Below are 15,660 nucleotides of genomic sequence, written 5' to 3' on the forward strand. Positions count from 1 at the left end.
CGCGCCGCCCTCCAGGACGACCGGGTGCGCCCGGTCCTTCCCGTACACGACGAGGACGCGGCCGCGCCGGTCCGCGACGGGCGACTCGCCGTCGTCGTCCGGCACGCCGCTGTCGCCGATCGCGATGTCCGGCAGGCCGTCGCCGTCGTAGTCGCCGACGGCGAGGGCGTCGCCCGCGGGCAGTGCGCGCGCCGCGCCGAAACCGCCGCCGCGCTTGCCCGGGAGGAGGTACGGGGTCCCGTGCGCCCCCGGTTCGTACTCGACGAGGTCGTCCGCTCCGTCCCCGGTCGCCTCGGCGGCGACGAGGGTGAGACCGGAGGCGTAGGCGGGGCGGACGTCGTCGGGGGCACGGCGTACCTCCGTACGGGCCGCGCGGCCCTCGCGCGTGAACGGGCCGTGCAGGACGACGAGCTTCGTGTGGTCGCTGTCGACGCGGAGCGAGGCGAGGTCCGGGTGGCCGTCGCCGTCGAAGTCGCCCGCGACGGGCGGGTTTTGGGTCTCGGCGTCCGGGGCGTAGGGGAAGCGGAGGCGGGTGGGTGCGGCGGAGTGCGGGCCGCCCCAGCGGACGGCGGGGCGGGCGCCGGTCACGATGTCGGCGGCCCCGTCCCCGTCGAGGTCGGCGACGGCGGGGATGTTCGTCGCGGAGCCGCCGACCGTCTCCTGCTGCCCGTGCAGGCCGAAGTCCTCCTGCCTCAGATACGCGGTACGGGCCTTCGCGCCGGACCCGTACCGCACGTATATCCGCCCCGTCTCGACGCCCGTCCGCCCGTCCCCGCCGGTCTCCAGGACGAGGTCGCCGTGCCCGTCCCCGTCGACATCCGGCTGCCGCTCCGGCTGTCTGGCCTCCGCGCGGCACGCGCTGCCGTCGACGGGCCGCGCGATGCCGTCATTCGCGGAGGCGGTGCCGACGGCGCCGAGCACGACGACACCGGTGAGAGCGAGGGCGATCCGGGAACGTTCCATGCCTCCACCTCAACACGAGCGGAGGAACGCGTCGACATCGGCGGCGAGTCCCCGCATGTCCTCGCCCGGGGCGTGCTCCGTGACGTACGTCAACTGCCAGGTGTCGCCGAGGAGATCACCCCACAGCTCCCAGGCGAGCCGGACCGACCGGCCCGTGTGCACGGCGCTCAGCCGCAGGTCGCCTTCGAGCGAGCGCCACGCGCGCGGCCCGTCCCAGCCCCTGAACTCCTCGGCGCGGGCGGCGAGAAAGGCGCCGAGGCCGTCGCCGTCCCAGGTCGTCAGGTGTTTCTCGACGCGGAGCGACCCGTCGTCCACAAGCACCGTCACATCGAGCGTGGGGTCCTCGGGGTACGGCCGCACGGGATCGCGCAGCGACAACGTGCGGCTCACCTCGACGCGTATCTCCTCGTCCATCCGGGAGTTCTACCAGGTGTGGGCGAGGTCCGGGGTGGACTGCCAGTAGGTGACGTAGGCCGAGTCGTCGACGTGGGTGGGCCGGGGGAGGGCGAGCGTGGCGGGGTCGCCGACGGCCTGGAGCTTGCGGTTGGCGAGCCAGGAACTGAGGTGGTGGACCGTCCGGCCGCGCGGGCCGCCGGGGCTGGACAGGCCGATCGCCGCGTACGCGGACTCGCCGGGCTCCAGCGTGACGACGGCCTGCGGGACGCTGTCCTCCAGGACGCCGGTCACGGCCGGCTCGTCATCGAAGACGACGGCGGGGGCACCGTAGGCGTAGCAGGGGCGCTTGCCGTCGTTGGTGAGGGTGAGGAGCAGGTGGTTGACGGGCCGCCTGACCTTGTCGACGGCGAGGGAGGTGACGGCGGTGGAGCACGCCTTGACGGCGGGGGGCTTGGCGGGGGCCGCCTGAGCGGCGGGCGCGGCGACGAGGGCTGCGGTGGCAGCGAGGACGGCGAGGGGGACGAGACGGCGGCGCATGGGACTCCTGGCTTCCTGGCAGAGGTACGTACGCGACATCACTCCCCGCCCAAGCCCCCCGCAAATGTCACAAACCCTCAACAAACCCCCGTCCGTCATGACTCCGCACGACAACCCCGTCCCGCTCGGCATCGAAAAGCCGCACGGCGAACACCTCGGCAACCCGCTCCCGCACCTCGTCGCCCGTCAGCCACTCCACGGCACTGGACTCCTCCGACCCCCGGAGAGCCCCGCCCACGGGCCGGCACCTGAACACGAGCGCGACGACCCCCCTGACGAGGTTCTTGTACACCCCACTGAGCCCCCCGACCTCCACCTCGACCCCGGTCTCCTCCCACACCTCCCGCCACACCCCCGCCTCCGGCGTCTCCCCCAACTCCAGCACCCCACCGGGCAGTTCCCACGCCCCGTTGTCAGCCCGCCGGATCACGAGAAACCGCCCCCGGGAGTCGGTGACGGCCCCGGCGACGGAGACGGAGTGGCGGGGCGTTGACCCGGACTTGCGGGGGTTGTTACTCATGTGCAGGAGCATAGGAGGGCGTGGCCATGGGGCGAGCGCACGAGACCGGGGGCAGAGCCGTGCCGCAGTACGCGAGGATCGCCGCAGACCTTCTCCGCCAGATCGAGGACGGGACGCTCCCGCCCGGCGAGCTGCTGCCTAGCGAGGCGGAGCTGATGCGCACGTACGGCGTCTCGGCCGGGACGGTGCGGAAGGCGATGGCGGAGGTACGGGCCGGCGGGCGTGTGGAAACGCGCCACGGCAAGGGCTCCCTGGTGAAGAAGCGCCCGCCGGTACGACAGCGCTCCTCGGACCGCTTCCGCCGCTCGCATCGCACGAAGGGCCAGGCGGCATACCTCGCGGAGGCGGCTCAGTCGGGCGCGGTTCCCGGTGTTCGCGTTCTTTCCGTCCAACACCGCCCCGCTCCCGAGGACATCGCTCCCCTCCTGGGAGTCGCACCTGGCACAGAGGTACTGGCTCGCCAGCGCCTCTATCTGCGGGACGATGTGCCCGTCGAGACCGCCACGTCGTTCATTCCCCGGGACGTCGCCGACGCGATCCCTCCGCTCAGGGCCGAGAATCCGGGCAGCGGTGGGATTTACGCACGCTTCGAGGACGCGGGACATGAGTTCGCCGAATTCGTCGAGACCTTGCAAGCGCGTGGCGCCACGGCAGCCGAGACGGAAGTGCTTGGCCTGACGCCGGGAACACCCGTGATCCACCTCGTACGCGAGGCGGTCACGACATTGGGCCGCGTTATCGAGGTCTGCGACACGGTGATGGCGGCGGATCAGTTCGTCCTGACATACCGCATTCCAGCTGTGGACTGAAGCAAGCCCCGCGACATCAACCCTCCGTCACACGTCAAAGACGGAGGGTTGACTTATATACATGAGTGCGAGATCGTGCTGCCCTCAACTCATACATATGAGTTGAGGGCAGGTGCTGCTGCGCCTGCCCGGTCCTCGCACGAACGGGAGCGCCGAAGTGACCGAGACGGCCGTACCGAACTCCTCTCCACACCTCACCCACCATTGGTCGGGGGAGTTCCGCCCCACCGAAATCTCGGCCCCGGAGGCGAGAAATACGGTGCGGCGGCTGCTGAACCGGTGGGGCTGGGATGGGGACCTCGACGCGGCGCTCCTGATCACGACCGAACTGATGGCCAACGCGGTGCGGCACACGGGTGCGGGGAACGGCGGCTCACCCCCTCTTGTCCTGCGAGTGGACGTGGAGGGCGGACACCTGCTCCTCGAAGTATCGGACTGCGCACCGCACTTCACGCCAGTACCACGGACGGACGAAGAAGCGGAGTCGGGCCGGGGGCTGTTGCTGATCAAATGCCTGGGCGCAACGCTCTCCTGGGCTTCTCTGCCGAACGGAGCGGGAAAGCGCGTGACCGCGTGCCTGGCAGGGCGTGCCAACTGTGGATGAGACACAACGGCTCCCACGCCCGAACGGCACCACGTTCGACAACTTCATGCTGCTGCTGCGAAGCATCACGCGTCGCGCTTCGCCCCCGCCACAGGAGATCGTCAACGACCGGTATTTTCGTGCCCGTCGCGGACTAGAAGACCTTCTCGACGATCTCCCGCCCCACCCGCACCTGCCCGTGGCTGCGGATGTCCTGGCTCGCCGGATCGAGCTCCATCTGTCGCCACAGACAGTCCGGGCCTGGGCCGGGCTCGACGCGGACGCAGCGTGGCACTCGTTGCGCACGCTGGCAGTGCTGGGGACAGGGCTGTCGGAACTGTTCCGCCCGGCAGGCCCGTCCTCGTGAACGACCGGAGCGCCGACGCGGCCGTCCGCAGTTCCGGGAAGGCGCTCTCCCAGACCTCGCGGATGTCGCGGCTGACCAGGGTGCGCAGGGTGGGCCACAGGGCGACGAGGAGGGCGCGGTCGAGGTAGCGGCACAGGTCGTCGTGGCCGGCCTCGGCGAGGACGATGCGGTAGCAGCTCATCCGGAGGCGGGGGCGGTCCAGGTCGAAGGACGTCAGCCCGGACCAGGCCAGGTGGAGAGGGAGCCGGACGGTGCCGTGGCGTGGGCCGACGAGCTCGGCGAGAGTGGCGGGCAGCCGCCGGGCGAATCGCGCGCGCCGCACGGCGGTGGCGTCGGACGGTGCTGTCATGGGGCGGTTATCCCGCAGCCGGTGGCCGGCCCGCTCCCCGTACGGACGCGCTTCTCTCCGTACGGGGAGCGGGTTCCCAGGCCACGGAAGTCGCAGGCCCGGGCGGGCCCGTTACTTGCGGCCCTGGTTCTTGACCGCTTCGATGTTGGCCTTGGCCGCCTCCGGGTCGAGGTACGTGCCGCCCTTCTTCACCGGCTGGAAGTCGGCGTCGAGGTCGTAGGCGAGCGGGATGCCCGTGGGGATGTTCAGGCCCGCGATGTCGGCGTCCGAGATCTGGTCGAGGTGCTTGACCAGGGCGCGGAGGCTGTTGCCGTGGGCGGCGACGAGGACCGTGCGGCCGGTGGCGAGGTCGGGGACGATGTCGTCGTACCAGTACGGGAGCATGCGGACGACGACGTCCTTCAGGCACTCCGTGTCCGGGCGCGCGTCCGAGGGGATCGACTGGTAGCGCGCGTCGTGCGCCTGCGAGTACTCGGCGTCGGCCGCGAGCGGGGGCGGCGGGACGTCGTAGGAGCGGCGCCACTGCTGGAACTGCTCCTCGCCGAACTCGGCGAGCGTCTGCGCCTTGTCCTTGCCCTGGAGCGCGCCGTAGTGCCGCTCGTTGAGGCGCCAGGAGCGGCGGACGGGAATCCAGTGGCGCTCGGCGGCCTCCAGGCCGATCTGCGCGGTGCGGATCGCGCGCTTGAGGAGCGAGGTGTGGACCACGTCGGGCAGCAGCCCGGTCTCCTTCAGCAGCTCGCCACCGCGCAGGGCCTCCTTCTCGCCCTTCGCGGTCAGGTTGACGTCCACCCACCCGGTGAACTGGTTCGTCGCGTTCCACTCGCTCTCGCCGTGGCGGAGGAGGATCAGCTTGTACGGTGCGTCGGCCATGGCTCCGAGCGTAATCCACGGGTACGGGCCGCGCCGCGTCCGCCCGGAGCCTGGAACGGCCCGCTCGTACGGGCATGGCGGGGCTCTTCCGAGGCCCCTCCCGGCAGCCGCCGACGATTGACGGGCGGCGTCAATCCAGTGGCCCCGCCACCACCCCCCTTCGTAAGGTGTCGACGGCCGTTCGGCCTCTTACCGCAGCACCGTCCCCCGGGGGGTCCCATGTCGTCCGTCGCGCGGGTGCGCAGCGCCCTGCACGAGAGCGTGTCGGGGCTCCCGCGCGCCTTCTGGTGGCTGTGGACGAGCACACTCATCAACCGGCTCGGCGGCTTCGTCTACACCTTCATGGCGATCTACCTGACCGTCGAGCGCGGCTACTCCGCCTCGTACGCGGGTCTCGTCGCCGCGCTCTTCGGGCTCGGCGGGGTCCTCGCCTCGCTCGTCGGCGGGGTGCTCACGGACCGCTGGGGGCGGCGGCCCACGATGTTCACGGCGCAGGCGGCGACGGCCGTCGCCGTCGCGGTGCTCGGCTTCGTCACGCACCCGGTCGCGATCGCGGGCGTCGCCGCCGTCGTCGGCTTCGTCAACAGCGCGGCGCGCCCGGCCGTGCAGGCGATGCTCGCCGACCTCGTACCGCCCGAGGACCGCGTCCGCGCGTTCGCGCTCAACTACTGGGCGATCAACCTCGGCTTCGCCGTCTCCTCCGTCCTCGCCGGTTTCGTCGCCGAGTACAGCTACCTCGCCGGTTTCCTCGGCGACGCCACCCTCACGATGGCCTGCGCGATCGTCGTCTTCCTCAAGCTCCCCGAGACCCGCCCGGAGCGGCCCGGGAAGGAGGCGCGCCAGGACGAGGTGGGCTTGCGGACGGTCGCGCGGGACGGGCGGTTCATGGCCGTCGTCGGGCTGTCGTTCCTCGTCGCGCTCGTCTTCCAGGAAGCCCAGGTCGGGCTGCCGATCACGATGGGCCAGGCAGGTTTCTCGCCCGCCGACTACGGCAGCGCGATCGCCCTCAACGGCGTCCTCATCGTGATCCTCCAGATCCCGCTGACGCGCTTCATCGAGCACCGCTCCCCCGGCCGGCTGCTCGTCCTCTCCTCGCTCCTCGCCGGGTACGGGCTCGGGCTCACCGCCTTCGCGGACTCGATGGCCGTGCTGCTCATGACGATCACGGTGTGGACGCTCGCCGAGATGGTCAACGCGCCGACCCAGACGAGCCTGGTCGTCCAGCTCTCGCCGGTACGGGGGCGCGGGCGCTACCAGGGCGTGTACGGGCTCTCCTGGTCGGCCGCCGCGCTGGTCGCTCCGCTCATGGCGGGGGCGATGATCGACCACCTGGGGGCGGGGTGGCTGTGGGGGTCGTGCGCGGTGCTCGGGACGGTGGCGGGGGTGGGGTACGGGGTGGTCCTGCGGACGGCGAAGGGGGCGGGTGATCCGGGGCCGGCCTCACGGGGCTCCGCCCCGGACGCTGTTCCCGATCTGGTCAAGGACGCCTCCAGCTGAGGGGCGCGCCAGGTCACGATCGCAGGCCCACATCGAGCGGTGGTCGGGCGGCGGCGCGGGCGGCGCGGGCGGTCAGTTGGCCGCCCTGCAGGCTCCAGGGTGGGAGCGGTGCCGGTCCACGATTCCCTCGACGATCTTCATGAGACGGTCTCCCGTCTGATCGATACTTCCGTTCTGTGTGCTGACCTGCGCCCCTTCGAGCACGAAGGTGATCTCGGCCGCGGCCTGTTCGGGGTCGGGCATCCGGGCTCTGGCGCACATGGCGATCAGCCTGCGTGCCTGGTGGGCCTTGTGGTCCTCGATCACCTGCCGTGCCGGATGAAGGCGGTCGGGCAGCTCGGCGAGGGAGTTGATGAACGGGCATCCCCTGTACGAGATCGCCGGCAGCCCCTCGGCAATGAATCGGGCCAGACCCAGAATCTGCTCCTCGGGCCGGTCGGGGTGTTCGGTTTCCACGCGGTCGAAGGCCGCCTGGTAATCGGCGGCGAGGATCCGCAGCCACTCCGCGACCAGCGCGTCCTTGGTCTCGAAGTGCCGGTAGATCGCCATTTTGGTGGTCTCGGCCTTGTCGGCGATCGCCTGGACCCCCACCTGCCGGATCCCTTCTCTCCGGAAGAGCTCTTCGGCCGCGTCGAGGATGCGCTCACGAGGCGGCAGCTTCGCCACTCTGCTCGGCCTGCTGACGGTCGATGCCATGACTACTCCGTCACTCCGATCGCGGGGTTCACAACCCATTACGATACCAGCAAGGCCCCTTCGATACCGTACGGTATCGTTCGACACTCAACGGTATCGTTCTTGTGAGGGGCGGCAGTGAAGGTTTCTGAATACGTGAGCTTCGACGCGGTCGGGCTGGCGGAGCTGGTGGCCGAGGGCACGGTGCGCCCCGTCGAACTGGAGGCGGCCGCACGCCAGGCTGTACAGGCGGTCGACCCGCGGATCAACGCCGTCGTGGAGACCTGGCCGTCCGACGACGAACCCGTCCGCGGCAGCGCACCCCTTGCCGGTGTCCCCTTTCTGATCAAAGACATCGCGGTGGCCATGGCCGGCAGGCGAATGGAGCTGGGGAGCCGTCTGGCGGCCGGTAATGTCGCCGGCTCCGACTCCTCACTGATGCTGCGCTTCCGTCGCGCCGGCCTCGTGACGTTCGGGCGTACCGCGACACCGGAGATGGCCTACGGCATCTCGACGGAATCAGCGTTGCACGGCACGACCCGCAACCCGTGGGACCTGGAGCGAAGCGCGGGCGGATCCAGCGGAGGCGCGGCCGCCGCTGTCGCCGCGGGGATGGTCCCGGTCGCCCACGGCACCGACGCCGCCGGATCGCTCCGTGTCCCCGCCGCCTACAACGGCCTCTTCGGGATCAAACCCACCCGGGGCCGGGTGTCCATGGGGCCCGGCGTCGATGAGGTCTTCAACGGCCTGGCCGTGCACGGCAGCGTCAGCCGCACCGTACGCGACAGTGCGGTCCTGCTCGACCAGATACGCGGCCCGGAATCGGGCGACCCCTACTTCGCCCAGCAGCCGTCACGACCGTACGCGGAGGAAGTCACCCGTCATCCGGGCTCGTTGCGCATCGGTGTCCTCGCCCAGGCGTGGGGCGGACGCCGCACCACCGCACCGGTGGCCGACGCCCTCTCCCGCACTGTGCGGTTGCTTGAATCCCTTGGTCACCAGGTGGAGGAGACCGAGGTCGGCCTCGGCGCCGACTGGGAGGAATTCGTCCTGGCCAACGCCCGGCTGATGACGGTGAATGTCACCACGCTGGTCGACGGGTTGGCCGCCGCCTCCGGCCGTCCCATCGACTCCTCGACCCTTGAGCCGGCGACCCTGGCCGGCTACCACTACGGGCAGCGGGTCGGCGGCCCGCAATTCCTCACCGCTCTCGCGATGCGCAACCGGGTGGCCCGAAGCCTGGCGCGGTACTTCGACGCGTACGACATCCTCCTCACGCCGACCCTGCCGGAGCCCCCCTTGCCTCTGGGCACCCATACCGAGGGTGCGGAGACACTGGACGGCCTGGGCTGGATCGGGCGCATCAACGACCTGTCGCCGTTCACCATGCCGTTCAACCTGGCGGGCACGCCCGCCATGTCCGTACCTGTGACGGCCGACGCCGGGACGGGGCTTCCCGTAGGCATGCAGTTCGCCGCCGGATACGGCCTTGAGAGCCGGCTCTTCCGCCTCGCCGGCCAACTCGAACAGGCAAGTCCGTGGTCAGGCCGGACTCCCCCGGTATGGGCCGGGTCCCACCCGGGCCGCTGAAGAGGCGAATGCGGCGCTGACGAAGAAATTCGTACGGACCTGAGCGGCCGCGACACCACGACGCACGAACAGAGATCCCTTGAAGGAGGGTCCGCCATGGTTGAGCGGATCGACGTACGCATCCCCCTGCCCGACGGCATCGAACTGGCCGCCTGGCTGTTCCTTCCCGAGAACGCCGAGAAGCCGTTGCCCGCCATCACCATGGCCCACGGTTTCGGCGGCACCCGTCATCACAGCATCGAGCACACAGCCCGCCGCTTCAGCGAGGCCGGCTACGCGGTCCTCCTCCACGACCACCGCAACTTCGGCGACAGCGGCGGCACACCCCGCCAGGACATCGACCCCTACCAGCAGATCGCGGACTGGCGATGGGCGATCACCTACCTCGGCACCCGCGGGGAAATCGACGCACAGCGCATCGGGATATGGGGATTCAGCTACGCCGGTGGTCACGCCCTGGTCCTCGGGGCCACCGATCGCCGCATCAAAGCTGTTTACGCCCAGGCCCCCACCGTCAGCGGCTACGAGACCGGACAGCGCCGCGTCCCGCCCCACGAGGTACGCGCCCTGGAGGAGCGCTTCCATCAGGACGAACGCGACCAGTTGGCGGGCAAGCCGCCCGTCTACGCGCCCTTCGTCGACACCGGCACGAGCCATGGCCCCCCGGCGGCCTACCCGCAAACGGGTGCGGCCGACTTCTATCTGCACCGGGCACCGGACGACGCGTGGACGAACGAGGTGACCCTTCAGTCCAGCCGTCGCGCCCGCGCCTATGAACCCGGTCAGTGGATCTCCCGCATCGCCCCCACTCCCCTGCTGATGCTCGTGGCCAAGGAGGACGACGTCGCCCCCGCCGACATTGCCCTCGATGGCTTCGACCGCGCTCACGAACCGAAGAAGCTCGTCCTCACGGAGGGCAACCATTTCCTGTCCTACATTCAGCAGTCCGCATTCGCTTCCACGGTCGCGATCGACTGGTTCGACACTCACCTCAGAAACGCCCGGCAGCACGACGCCCGGCCCGATCGGTGAGCCCGCCTCGCCGCTTCCAGTCCCGGCACGTACATCCGCATACCGCCCGATACGCTCACTCACCTGAGGAGTGCCTCTCCTCGGGCGGCTGACGGAATGCTGGATGAAGCACATCGTCGCGGCTCAGGGGCACTATCCATGCATCGGTCGAGGCATGGACGAGCACGCTGACGAAAGCGAGAGGCTCAGCCACGGCCCGGACCTCCCGCGCACGCGATACCGCTCAGGCTCCGCGCCGGAACAGCCCGGCCCACAGGAAGTCCGCGCCGAAGAGGCCCTCGTCCAGCACCGGGACCCGCATCGGGCGCAGCTCCTCACAACTCAGCGAGGCGGGCGGGCTCGCGAAGATGTCACGGAGGGCGTCGGCGGAGTAGGCGAGGCCGCCGTGCAGGGAGCCGGCGTGCTCGCCCCGGTAGAAGGCCGCGTCGGGGAGTTCGGAGCCCGAGTCGGGGCGCCCGCTCGCGAAGCACGTGAGGGTGAGGTGGCCGCCGGGCCCGAGGACGCGGGCGAGGAGGGCGAGGTGGCTCGGGCGGCGGTGCGGGGGCAGGTGGTGGAAGCAGCCGCTGTCGTGGACGAGGTCGTAGGGGCCGGTGAGGGCGGGGAGCGTGAAGGCGTCGCCGTGGTGGAGGCGGACGCTCGCGGGAACGCGGGTACGGGCCGTGGCGAGGACGGTCGCGGAGAGGTCGACGGCGTCCACCTCCCAGCCGCGCGCCGCGAGTTCGGCCGCGTTGCGGCCCGTACCGCAGCCGAGGTCGAGCGCGCGGCCGGGGGCACCGAGACGCCCTGCGGCGAGGTACGCGGCGAGGTGCTCGTCGGGGCCGGCGTCGCGGAAGGGGACCGGCCGGCCCGTATCGCCGTAGAAGGCGTCCCACCAGGCCGAACCGTCCTCGCTCCAGCGGTCGGCAGTGGCGGGGAAGAGCGTGTCGAGGAGGGCGAGGTCGTCTTCGCCGGCGGGGGCGGGGGCGGCCGGGAACAGCTCGTCCACGAGGGCGCGGACGTCGTCGGTCGTACGGATGTGGCGCAGCACGGCGGAGCCCTTTCGGGTGGGGTGCGGGGGGTGCCGTGAGCCTAGGCGGGCGGGGGGTTGCGCGCACGGGGAGCGGGGTGGCGGGGGTGCGGCGCGCGGGCGTACGTCGTCGTGTGCCGTACGGGGGCGGGCGTGGCGACCCGGGAAGGCGGGGGGTGGGGGGCAACTCGCGCGAGGCGGGCGCGGTTGGCCGGTAAGGGGTCTTCGCGGGGGACGGCAGGCGGGGGAAATCGGGGGCGGGCCCGCCGCGTCAGCGCGGTGGCCCGGGAACCTGCGCGGGCGGCCTCTCCGGTGCCGAGTCCTGTGCGGCGCGCAGCTCCTGGCTCCCCACGACGGACAGCAGTTCCAGCTGCTCGGCTCCCCGGCTGCCCGGCGGGGCGGTGAACCACAGGAGTCGCTGCCGTCCGTCCTCGCTGAGGAGGTTGGAGCAGTCGAGTTCGATCACGCCGAGCACAGCGTGGACGATCCGCTTGCGGTCCATGCGGCGTACCGCGACGTCGTGGGCGTCCCAGAGGGCCGCGAACTCCGGGCTGCGGCGGCGCAGCGCGGCGACCATCCTCGTGGTCTCGGGGTCCCGGCCGCGCCGGGCCGCCGCCGCCCGGAGGTCGGCCACGAACACCCGGGAGTGGCGCGGGTGGTCCTCGGGCGGGTAGATCTCGCGTGCCCGGGGGTCGGTGAACCAGCGGTGGACGAAGCTCGCCGCCGGGCCGCGGTGTGCCGGGGACGGGCCGAGCAGGGTGCGCGCGAGGTCGTTCTCCGCCAGGGTCTCGTGCAGGTCGGTGATGATCCGCGCGGGGGTCCGGGACAGCTGGTCCAGAAGCCCGAGGAGCGCGGGCTGCACGTGCGCCGACGTTCCGTGCGCGGACGGGGGGACCGGCCGTTCGGCCAGGTGGAACAGGTGGTCGCGCTCGTCGCCGTTCAGGCGCAGGGCCCTGGCGAGGGCGGCCAGGGTCTGGGCGGAGGGCTGCACGCGGTGCTTCGTGCTGCCGCGTTCCAGCTCGGTGTAGTAGTCGGCCGACAGCCCGGCCAGCTGCGCGACCTCCTCCCGGCGCAGCCCGGGGACGCGTCGGCGCGGGCCCTGGGGGAGACCGACCTCGGCGGGGCGGATGCGGTCGCGGCGGGTCCTGAGGAAGCCGCCGAGTTCGGGGAGGTTCACCCGTCCATGATGGCTCGCGCGGTGGAGCGCAGCCAGGGGGTGGCGACCCCTGGGCAGGAAGAACCCTGGCTGGGGTCGGGGAGCGGGCCGATCGTGGAGGGCGCGGCAGGGCGACGGCGAGGCCGGTCCGCCCGCATCCACGACAGGAGTTCAGCCATGCCCCTCCCCCCTCCCCCCGGAAGGGCCGCTCCCGCGGCCCGGTCCTCGGCCCCGTCCCGCGTCGCGCTCGTCACCGGTGGCTCGCGCGGTATCGGCCGCCGGGCCGCCGGAAGGCTCGCCGCCGACGGACACGCCGTCGTGGTCGGCTGCGCCGGGAGGCCGGACGAGGCCGAGGCCGCCGTGACGGAGATCGTCGCCGGGGGCGGCCGGGCGATCGCGGTACGGGCGGACGTCGGCGACGAGCACGCGGTCGCGGCCCTGTTCGACGCGGCCGAGGCGGAGTTCGGCGGGGTCGACGTCGTCGTGCACGCGGCCGGGCGGATGCACCTGGCGCCGGTCGCCGAGCTGGACCTCGCCGACCTGGACGAGCTGCACCGCACCAACATCCGCGGCACGTTCGCCGTCGTCCAGCAGGCGGCCCGCCGGGTGCGTCCCGGTGGCGCGATCGTGACCTTCTCCACGTCCGTGGTGGGGCTCGCCTTCCCCGGCTACGGCGCGTACGCCGCCAGCAAGGGCGCGGTCGAGGCGCTGACGCTGATCCTGGCCCGCGAACTGCGCGGCCGGGACGTCACCGTCAACGCCGTCGCGCCCGGCCCCACGGCCACCGCGCTCTTCCTGGACGGCAAGGACGAGGAGACCATCGCCCGCCTGGCCGCCCAGCCCCCGCTGGAGCGCCTCGGCACCCCCGCCGACATCGCCGAGGTCGTCGCGTTCCTCGCCTCCCCGGCGGGCCGCTGGATCAACGGACAGGTCGTCCGCGCCAACGGCGGAATCATCTGAGCCACCCGGCGACCGGCCCACCGGCCGGCCGCCCCCGCGCACCCCGGACGGCCCGCCCACCGCGCGCCGTTCCCCGATACACCCCATCGAGAGAAGGAACGCAGCCATGCCTTTCGCGAACTTCAAGGTCCCCGAGAAGACCCTCACCCCGCAGCAGAAGGCGCAGATCATCACCCGCACCACCGAGCTGTACGCCGAGATCTACGGCGAGCGCGCCCGCGCCAACACCATGGTGCTCGTCGAGGAGGTCGCCGATGGCGGCTGGGGCATCTCCGGCGACGTACTGACCCTCGCCGAACTGGGCGGAGCGGCGGGGACCGGCACCGGCGAAGCCGACCGCGCCCCCGGGACCGAGCGCACCGGCGACGCCTGACCGCGCCGGACCGCACGCCGGCGAGGCCGCATCGCCCGTCCCCCGCGCCTGCCCGTGCCCTGACCCGCTCCAGGCGCGGCAGGGCACGGGCAGGCGCGGCAAGGCAGGGGGCAGGCGCGGCAGGGCACGGGGCAGTGCCGCTCCCCCCGCCTGCGTCAGTCCCTCCCGCCCTCCCCCGTGAGCCGCCCGAACGCCTCCAGGTTGCGGGTCGACTCGCCGCGTGAGACGCGCCATGCGTATTCCTTGCGGATCGCGTCGGCGAAGCCGAGTTCGAGGAGGGTGTTGAAGCTGCCGTCCGCCGCTTCGAGGACCGAGCCGAGGAGGCGGTCGAGTTCGTCGGGGGTGACGGCGGCGAGGGGGAGGCGGCCCGTGAGGTAGATGTCGCCGAGGTGGTCGATCGCGTAACTCACGCCGTACAGCTTGAGGTTGTGCTCCAGGAGCCAGCGGTGCACGGCGGGCTCGTTGGCGTCGGGGTGGCGCACGACGAACGCCTGCAAGGAAAGGGTGTGCTTGCCGATCAGGAGCGAGAGGGTCGTCGAAAGCTTGCGGGTGCCGGGGAGCTTGACGACGTAGGTGCCCGGTTCGGGGCTCTCCCAGTCGAGTTCGGCGTCCTTCAGGAAGGCGGTCAGGACGGCGTCGGGGTTTTCCTCAGCGGTCATGGTGCTCGTTCCTCCCAGGTCAGACGTGTTGCGAGCGTACGCGACGCCTGCGTTCCTGCACGGCGGCGGCGTACACCTCCGCCGTCGCCGATGCCGCCGTGTCCCAGCCGAAGGAGAGCGCGTGCCGCGCCGCCGCCTCGCCCATGCGCGCGGTCAGCTCGGGGGCGTCCACGAAGCGGGCCAGGCGCGCCGCGTAGTCGGCGGGGTCGTGGCCCCGTACGAGGAAACCGGTCACCCCGTCCCGTACCGCCACCGGGAGCCCGCCGACCGAGGCGGCGATCACCGGCGTCCCCGCCGCCTGCGCCTCGATCGCGACGAGCCCGAACGACTCGCTGTACGAGGGCATGACGAGCACGGACGCCGCGCGGAACCAGTCGGCGAGCTGCTCCTGCCCCACAGGTGGCTGAAAATGTACGACGTCGCTGATGCCGAGCCGCGCGGCCAGCTTCTGGAGCCGCTCGGGCTTCGCGAGGCCGCTGCCGGAGGGGCCGCCGACGACGGGGACGAGGAGCCGGCCGCGCAGGTGCGGGCGTTCGGCGAGGAGGTGGGCGACGGCGCGCAGGAGGATGTCGGGGGCCTTGAGCGGCTGGATGCGGCCCGCGAAGAGCGGGATGAGGGCGTCCTGCGGGAGGCCGAGGCGGGCGCGCGCGGCGGCCCGGCCGTCACCGGGGCGGAACCGGTCGAGGTTGACACCGGGGTGGACCACGGCGATCCGCGCGGGGTCCGCGTCGTAGTACCGGATCAGCTCCTCGGCCTCCTCCTCGGTGTTCGCGATGAGGCGGTCCGCCGCTTCGACGACCTGCGTCTCGCCGATGACGCGCGCGGCGGGCTCGGGGGTGTCGCCCTCGGCGAGCGCCGCGTTCTTGACCTTGGCCATCGTGTGCATGGCGTGCACGAGCGGCACGCCCCAGCGCTCGGCCGCGAGCCAGCCGACGTGGCCGGAGAGCCAGTAGTGCGAGTGCACGAGGTCGTAGTAGCCGGGGCGGTGCCCGGCCCAGGCGCGCATGACGCCGTGCGTGAAGGCGCACAGTTGCGCGGGCAGGTCCTCCTTGTTGAGGCCCTCGTACGGGCCCGCGTCGACGTGCCGCACGAGCACGCCCGGGGTCAGCTCGACGCACGGGTCGAGGCCGCCCTCGGTGGCGCGCGTGAAGATCTCCACCTCGATGTCGTGCGCGGCGAGGCGGCGCGCGAGTTCGACGATGTAGACGTTCATGCCGCCCGCGTCGCCCGTCCCCGGCTGGTGCAGGGGTGAGGTGTGCACGCTGAGCATGGCGACGCGGCGCGGGGCCCGGCGCCCGGGGCCCGGCAGGCGCAGGCG

Annotated in this window: 19 protein-coding genes and 1 pseudogene; 7 read left to right on the plus strand and 13 right to left on the minus strand. The window is 72.0% G+C overall.

What is annotated here, in order from left to right; translation table 11 throughout:
- The 4 genes from G3I42_RS16065 to G3I42_RS16080 all read right to left on the minus strand — a co-directional run.
- Positions 1-963, minus strand: a 963-nt coding sequence (locus G3I42_RS16065; protein WP_164286560.1) for an FG-GAP and VCBS repeat-containing protein, incomplete at its 3' end; no start/stop codon positions are given.
- A 9-nt stretch (positions 964-972) separates the two neighbouring features.
- Positions 973-1,377, minus strand: coding sequence for a DUF6228 family protein (locus G3I42_RS16070; RefSeq protein WP_203606884.1), 405 nt, complete (start codon positions 1,375-1,377; stop codon positions 973-975).
- A gap of 9 nt (positions 1,378-1,386) precedes the next feature.
- Positions 1,387-1,896, minus strand: coding sequence for a DUF4232 domain-containing protein (locus G3I42_RS16075; RefSeq protein ID WP_164286562.1), 510 nt, complete (start codon positions 1,894-1,896; stop codon positions 1,387-1,389).
- 67 nt (positions 1,897-1,963) lie between these two features.
- On the minus strand, positions 1,964-2,428 hold the full coding sequence (locus G3I42_RS16080) for an NUDIX domain-containing protein (protein WP_164286564.1): 465 nt from the start codon (positions 2,426-2,428) through the stop codon (positions 1,964-1,966).
- A 14-nt stretch (positions 2,429-2,442) separates the two neighbouring features.
- On the opposite strand from G3I42_RS16080, the gene G3I42_RS16085 reads away from it, so the two are divergent.
- Positions 2,443-3,225 (plus strand): GntR family transcriptional regulator, encoded by a 783-nt coding sequence (locus tag G3I42_RS16085; RefSeq protein ID WP_164286566.1) that lies wholly within the window; start codon positions 2,443-2,445, stop codon positions 3,223-3,225.
- A gap of 157 nt (positions 3,226-3,382) precedes the next feature.
- Positions 3,383-3,829 carry an ATP-binding protein gene (locus G3I42_RS16090; RefSeq protein ID WP_343244560.1) on the plus strand — a complete coding sequence of 149 codons (447 nt, stop codon included), beginning with the start codon at positions 3,383-3,385 and terminating at the stop codon, positions 3,827-3,829.
- A gap of 133 nt (positions 3,830-3,962) precedes the next feature.
- Here the strand turns inward: G3I42_RS16090 and G3I42_RS16095 are convergent, their stop codons facing one another.
- The 3 genes and pseudogenes from G3I42_RS16095 to G3I42_RS16105 all read right to left on the minus strand — a co-directional run bounded on the left by G3I42_RS16095 (position 3,963) and on the right by G3I42_RS16105 (position 5,394).
- Complete coding sequence (locus tag G3I42_RS16095; RefSeq protein ID WP_164286558.1) at positions 3,963-4,103, minus strand: hypothetical protein; 141 nt, start codon at positions 4,101-4,103, stop codon at positions 3,963-3,965.
- A gap of 88 nt (positions 4,104-4,191) precedes the next feature.
- A pseudogene (locus G3I42_RS37620) lies at positions 4,192-4,524 on the minus strand (transcriptional regulator); the annotation flags it as partial.
- Between the two features lie 111 nt (positions 4,525-4,635).
- Positions 4,636-5,394, minus strand: a complete 759-nt coding sequence (locus tag G3I42_RS16105; protein ID WP_164286570.1) for a phosphoglyceromutase — start codon at positions 5,392-5,394, stop codon at positions 4,636-4,638.
- A 219-nt stretch (positions 5,395-5,613) separates the two neighbouring features.
- Here G3I42_RS16105 and G3I42_RS16110 point away from each other — a divergent pair, with 219 nt between their 5' ends.
- Positions 5,614-6,891, plus strand: a complete 1,278-nt coding sequence (locus G3I42_RS16110) for an MFS transporter (protein WP_164286572.1) — start codon at positions 5,614-5,616, stop codon at positions 6,889-6,891.
- Positions 6,892-6,963: 72 nt separating this feature from the next.
- On the opposite strand, the gene G3I42_RS16115 is transcribed toward G3I42_RS16110, so the two are convergent.
- Complete coding sequence (locus tag G3I42_RS16115; RefSeq protein WP_164286574.1) at positions 6,964-7,587, minus strand: TetR/AcrR family transcriptional regulator; 624 nt, start codon at positions 7,585-7,587, stop codon at positions 6,964-6,966.
- A 117-nt stretch (positions 7,588-7,704) separates the two neighbouring features.
- Here G3I42_RS16115 and G3I42_RS16120 point away from each other — a divergent pair, with 117 nt between their 5' ends.
- On the plus strand, positions 7,705-9,156 hold the full coding sequence (locus G3I42_RS16120; protein WP_164286576.1) for an amidase: 1,452 nt from the start codon (positions 7,705-7,707) through the stop codon (positions 9,154-9,156).
- Positions 9,157-9,252: 96 nt separating this feature from the next.
- Positions 9,253-10,188, plus strand: coding sequence for an alpha/beta hydrolase (locus G3I42_RS16125; RefSeq protein ID WP_164286578.1), 936 nt, complete (start codon positions 9,253-9,255; stop codon positions 10,186-10,188).
- 223 nt (positions 10,189-10,411) lie between these two features.
- Here G3I42_RS16125 and G3I42_RS16130 read toward each other — a convergent pair whose 3' ends face one another.
- The 3 genes from G3I42_RS16130 to G3I42_RS16140 form a co-directional block, all read right to left on the minus strand.
- Positions 10,412-11,173: a class I SAM-dependent methyltransferase gene (locus G3I42_RS16130; RefSeq protein WP_343244561.1), complete on the minus strand. Its 762-nt coding sequence runs from the start codon at positions 11,171-11,173 to the stop codon at positions 10,412-10,414.
- A 292-nt stretch (positions 11,174-11,465) separates the two neighbouring features.
- Entirely contained in the window at positions 11,466-12,371 is a 906-nt protein-coding gene (locus G3I42_RS38230) for a helix-turn-helix domain-containing protein (protein WP_164286580.1), read from the minus strand.
- Positions 12,368-12,529, minus strand: a complete 162-nt coding sequence (locus G3I42_RS16140) for a hypothetical protein (RefSeq protein WP_164286582.1) — start codon at positions 12,527-12,529, stop codon at positions 12,368-12,370. Before G3I42_RS16140 ends, G3I42_RS38230 begins: the two co-directional genes overlap by 4 nt.
- On the opposite strand from G3I42_RS16140, the gene G3I42_RS16145 reads away from it, so the two are divergent.
- Both G3I42_RS16145 and G3I42_RS16150 read left to right on the plus strand, forming a co-directional pair.
- Entirely contained in the window at positions 12,528-13,310 is a 783-nt protein-coding gene (locus tag G3I42_RS16145; protein WP_164286584.1) for an SDR family oxidoreductase, read from the plus strand. The genes G3I42_RS16140 and G3I42_RS16145 overlap by 2 nt on opposite strands.
- A gap of 106 nt (positions 13,311-13,416) precedes the next feature.
- Positions 13,417-13,683 carry a 4-oxalocrotonate tautomerase family protein gene (locus G3I42_RS16150; protein ID WP_164286586.1) on the plus strand — a complete coding sequence of 89 codons (267 nt, stop codon included), beginning with the start codon at positions 13,417-13,419 and terminating at the stop codon, positions 13,681-13,683.
- 155 nt (positions 13,684-13,838) lie between these two features.
- On the opposite strand, the gene G3I42_RS16155 is transcribed toward G3I42_RS16150, so the two are convergent.
- Positions 13,839-14,342 carry a YbjN domain-containing protein gene (locus G3I42_RS16155; RefSeq protein WP_164286588.1) on the minus strand — a complete coding sequence of 168 codons (504 nt, stop codon included), beginning with the start codon at positions 14,340-14,342 and terminating at the stop codon, positions 13,839-13,841.
- A 19-nt stretch (positions 14,343-14,361) separates the two neighbouring features.
- Positions 14,362-15,657 (minus strand): D-inositol-3-phosphate glycosyltransferase, encoded by a 1,296-nt coding sequence (gene mshA, locus G3I42_RS16160; RefSeq protein WP_239096488.1) that lies wholly within the window; start codon positions 15,655-15,657, stop codon positions 14,362-14,364.
- Between the last annotated feature and the right edge of the window lie 3 nt (positions 15,658-15,660).

The sequence above is a fragment of the Streptomyces sp. SID11385 genome (genome assembly GCF_010548245.1).
Classification (GTDB): Bacteria; Actinomycetota; Actinomycetes; order Streptomycetales; family Streptomycetaceae; genus Streptomyces.

What these genes read in the sequence shown, in the direction of transcription:
- G3I42_RS16150 (WP_164286586.1), top strand. Translation starts at nt 13,417, where the DNA reads ATGCCTTTCGCGAACTTCAAGGTCCCCGAGAAGACCCTCACCCCGCAG.
- G3I42_RS16085 (WP_164286566.1), top strand. Translation starts at nt 2,443, where the DNA reads ATGGGGCGAGCGCACGAGACCGGGGGCAGAGCCGTGCCGCAGTACGCG.
- G3I42_RS16070 (WP_203606884.1), bottom strand. Translation starts at nt 1,377, where the DNA reads ATGGACGAGGAGATACGCGTCGAGGTGAGCCGCACGTTGTCGCTGCGC.
- G3I42_RS16080 (WP_164286564.1), bottom strand. Translation starts at nt 2,428, where the DNA reads ATGCTCCTGCACATGAGTAACAACCCCCGCAAGTCCGGGTCAACGCCC.
- G3I42_RS16115 (WP_164286574.1), bottom strand. Translation starts at nt 7,587, where the DNA reads ATGGCATCGACCGTCAGCAGGCCGAGCAGAGTGGCGAAGCTGCCGCCT.
- G3I42_RS16075 (WP_164286562.1), bottom strand. Translation starts at nt 1,896, where the DNA reads ATGCGCCGCCGTCTCGTCCCCCTCGCCGTCCTCGCTGCCACCGCAGCC.
- G3I42_RS16145 (WP_164286584.1), top strand. Translation starts at nt 12,528, where the DNA reads ATGCCCCTCCCCCCTCCCCCCGGAAGGGCCGCTCCCGCGGCCCGGTCC.
- G3I42_RS16125 (WP_164286578.1), top strand. Translation starts at nt 9,253, where the DNA reads ATGGTTGAGCGGATCGACGTACGCATCCCCCTGCCCGACGGCATCGAA.
- G3I42_RS16140 (WP_164286582.1), bottom strand. Translation starts at nt 12,529, where the DNA reads ATGGCTGAACTCCTGTCGTGGATGCGGGCGGACCGGCCTCGCCGTCGC.
- G3I42_RS16105 (WP_164286570.1), bottom strand. Translation starts at nt 5,394, where the DNA reads ATGGCCGACGCACCGTACAAGCTGATCCTCCTCCGCCACGGCGAGAGC.
- G3I42_RS16110 (WP_164286572.1), top strand. Translation starts at nt 5,614, where the DNA reads ATGTCGTCCGTCGCGCGGGTGCGCAGCGCCCTGCACGAGAGCGTGTCG.
- G3I42_RS16155 (WP_164286588.1), bottom strand. Translation starts at nt 14,342, where the DNA reads ATGACCGCTGAGGAAAACCCCGACGCCGTCCTGACCGCCTTCCTGAAG.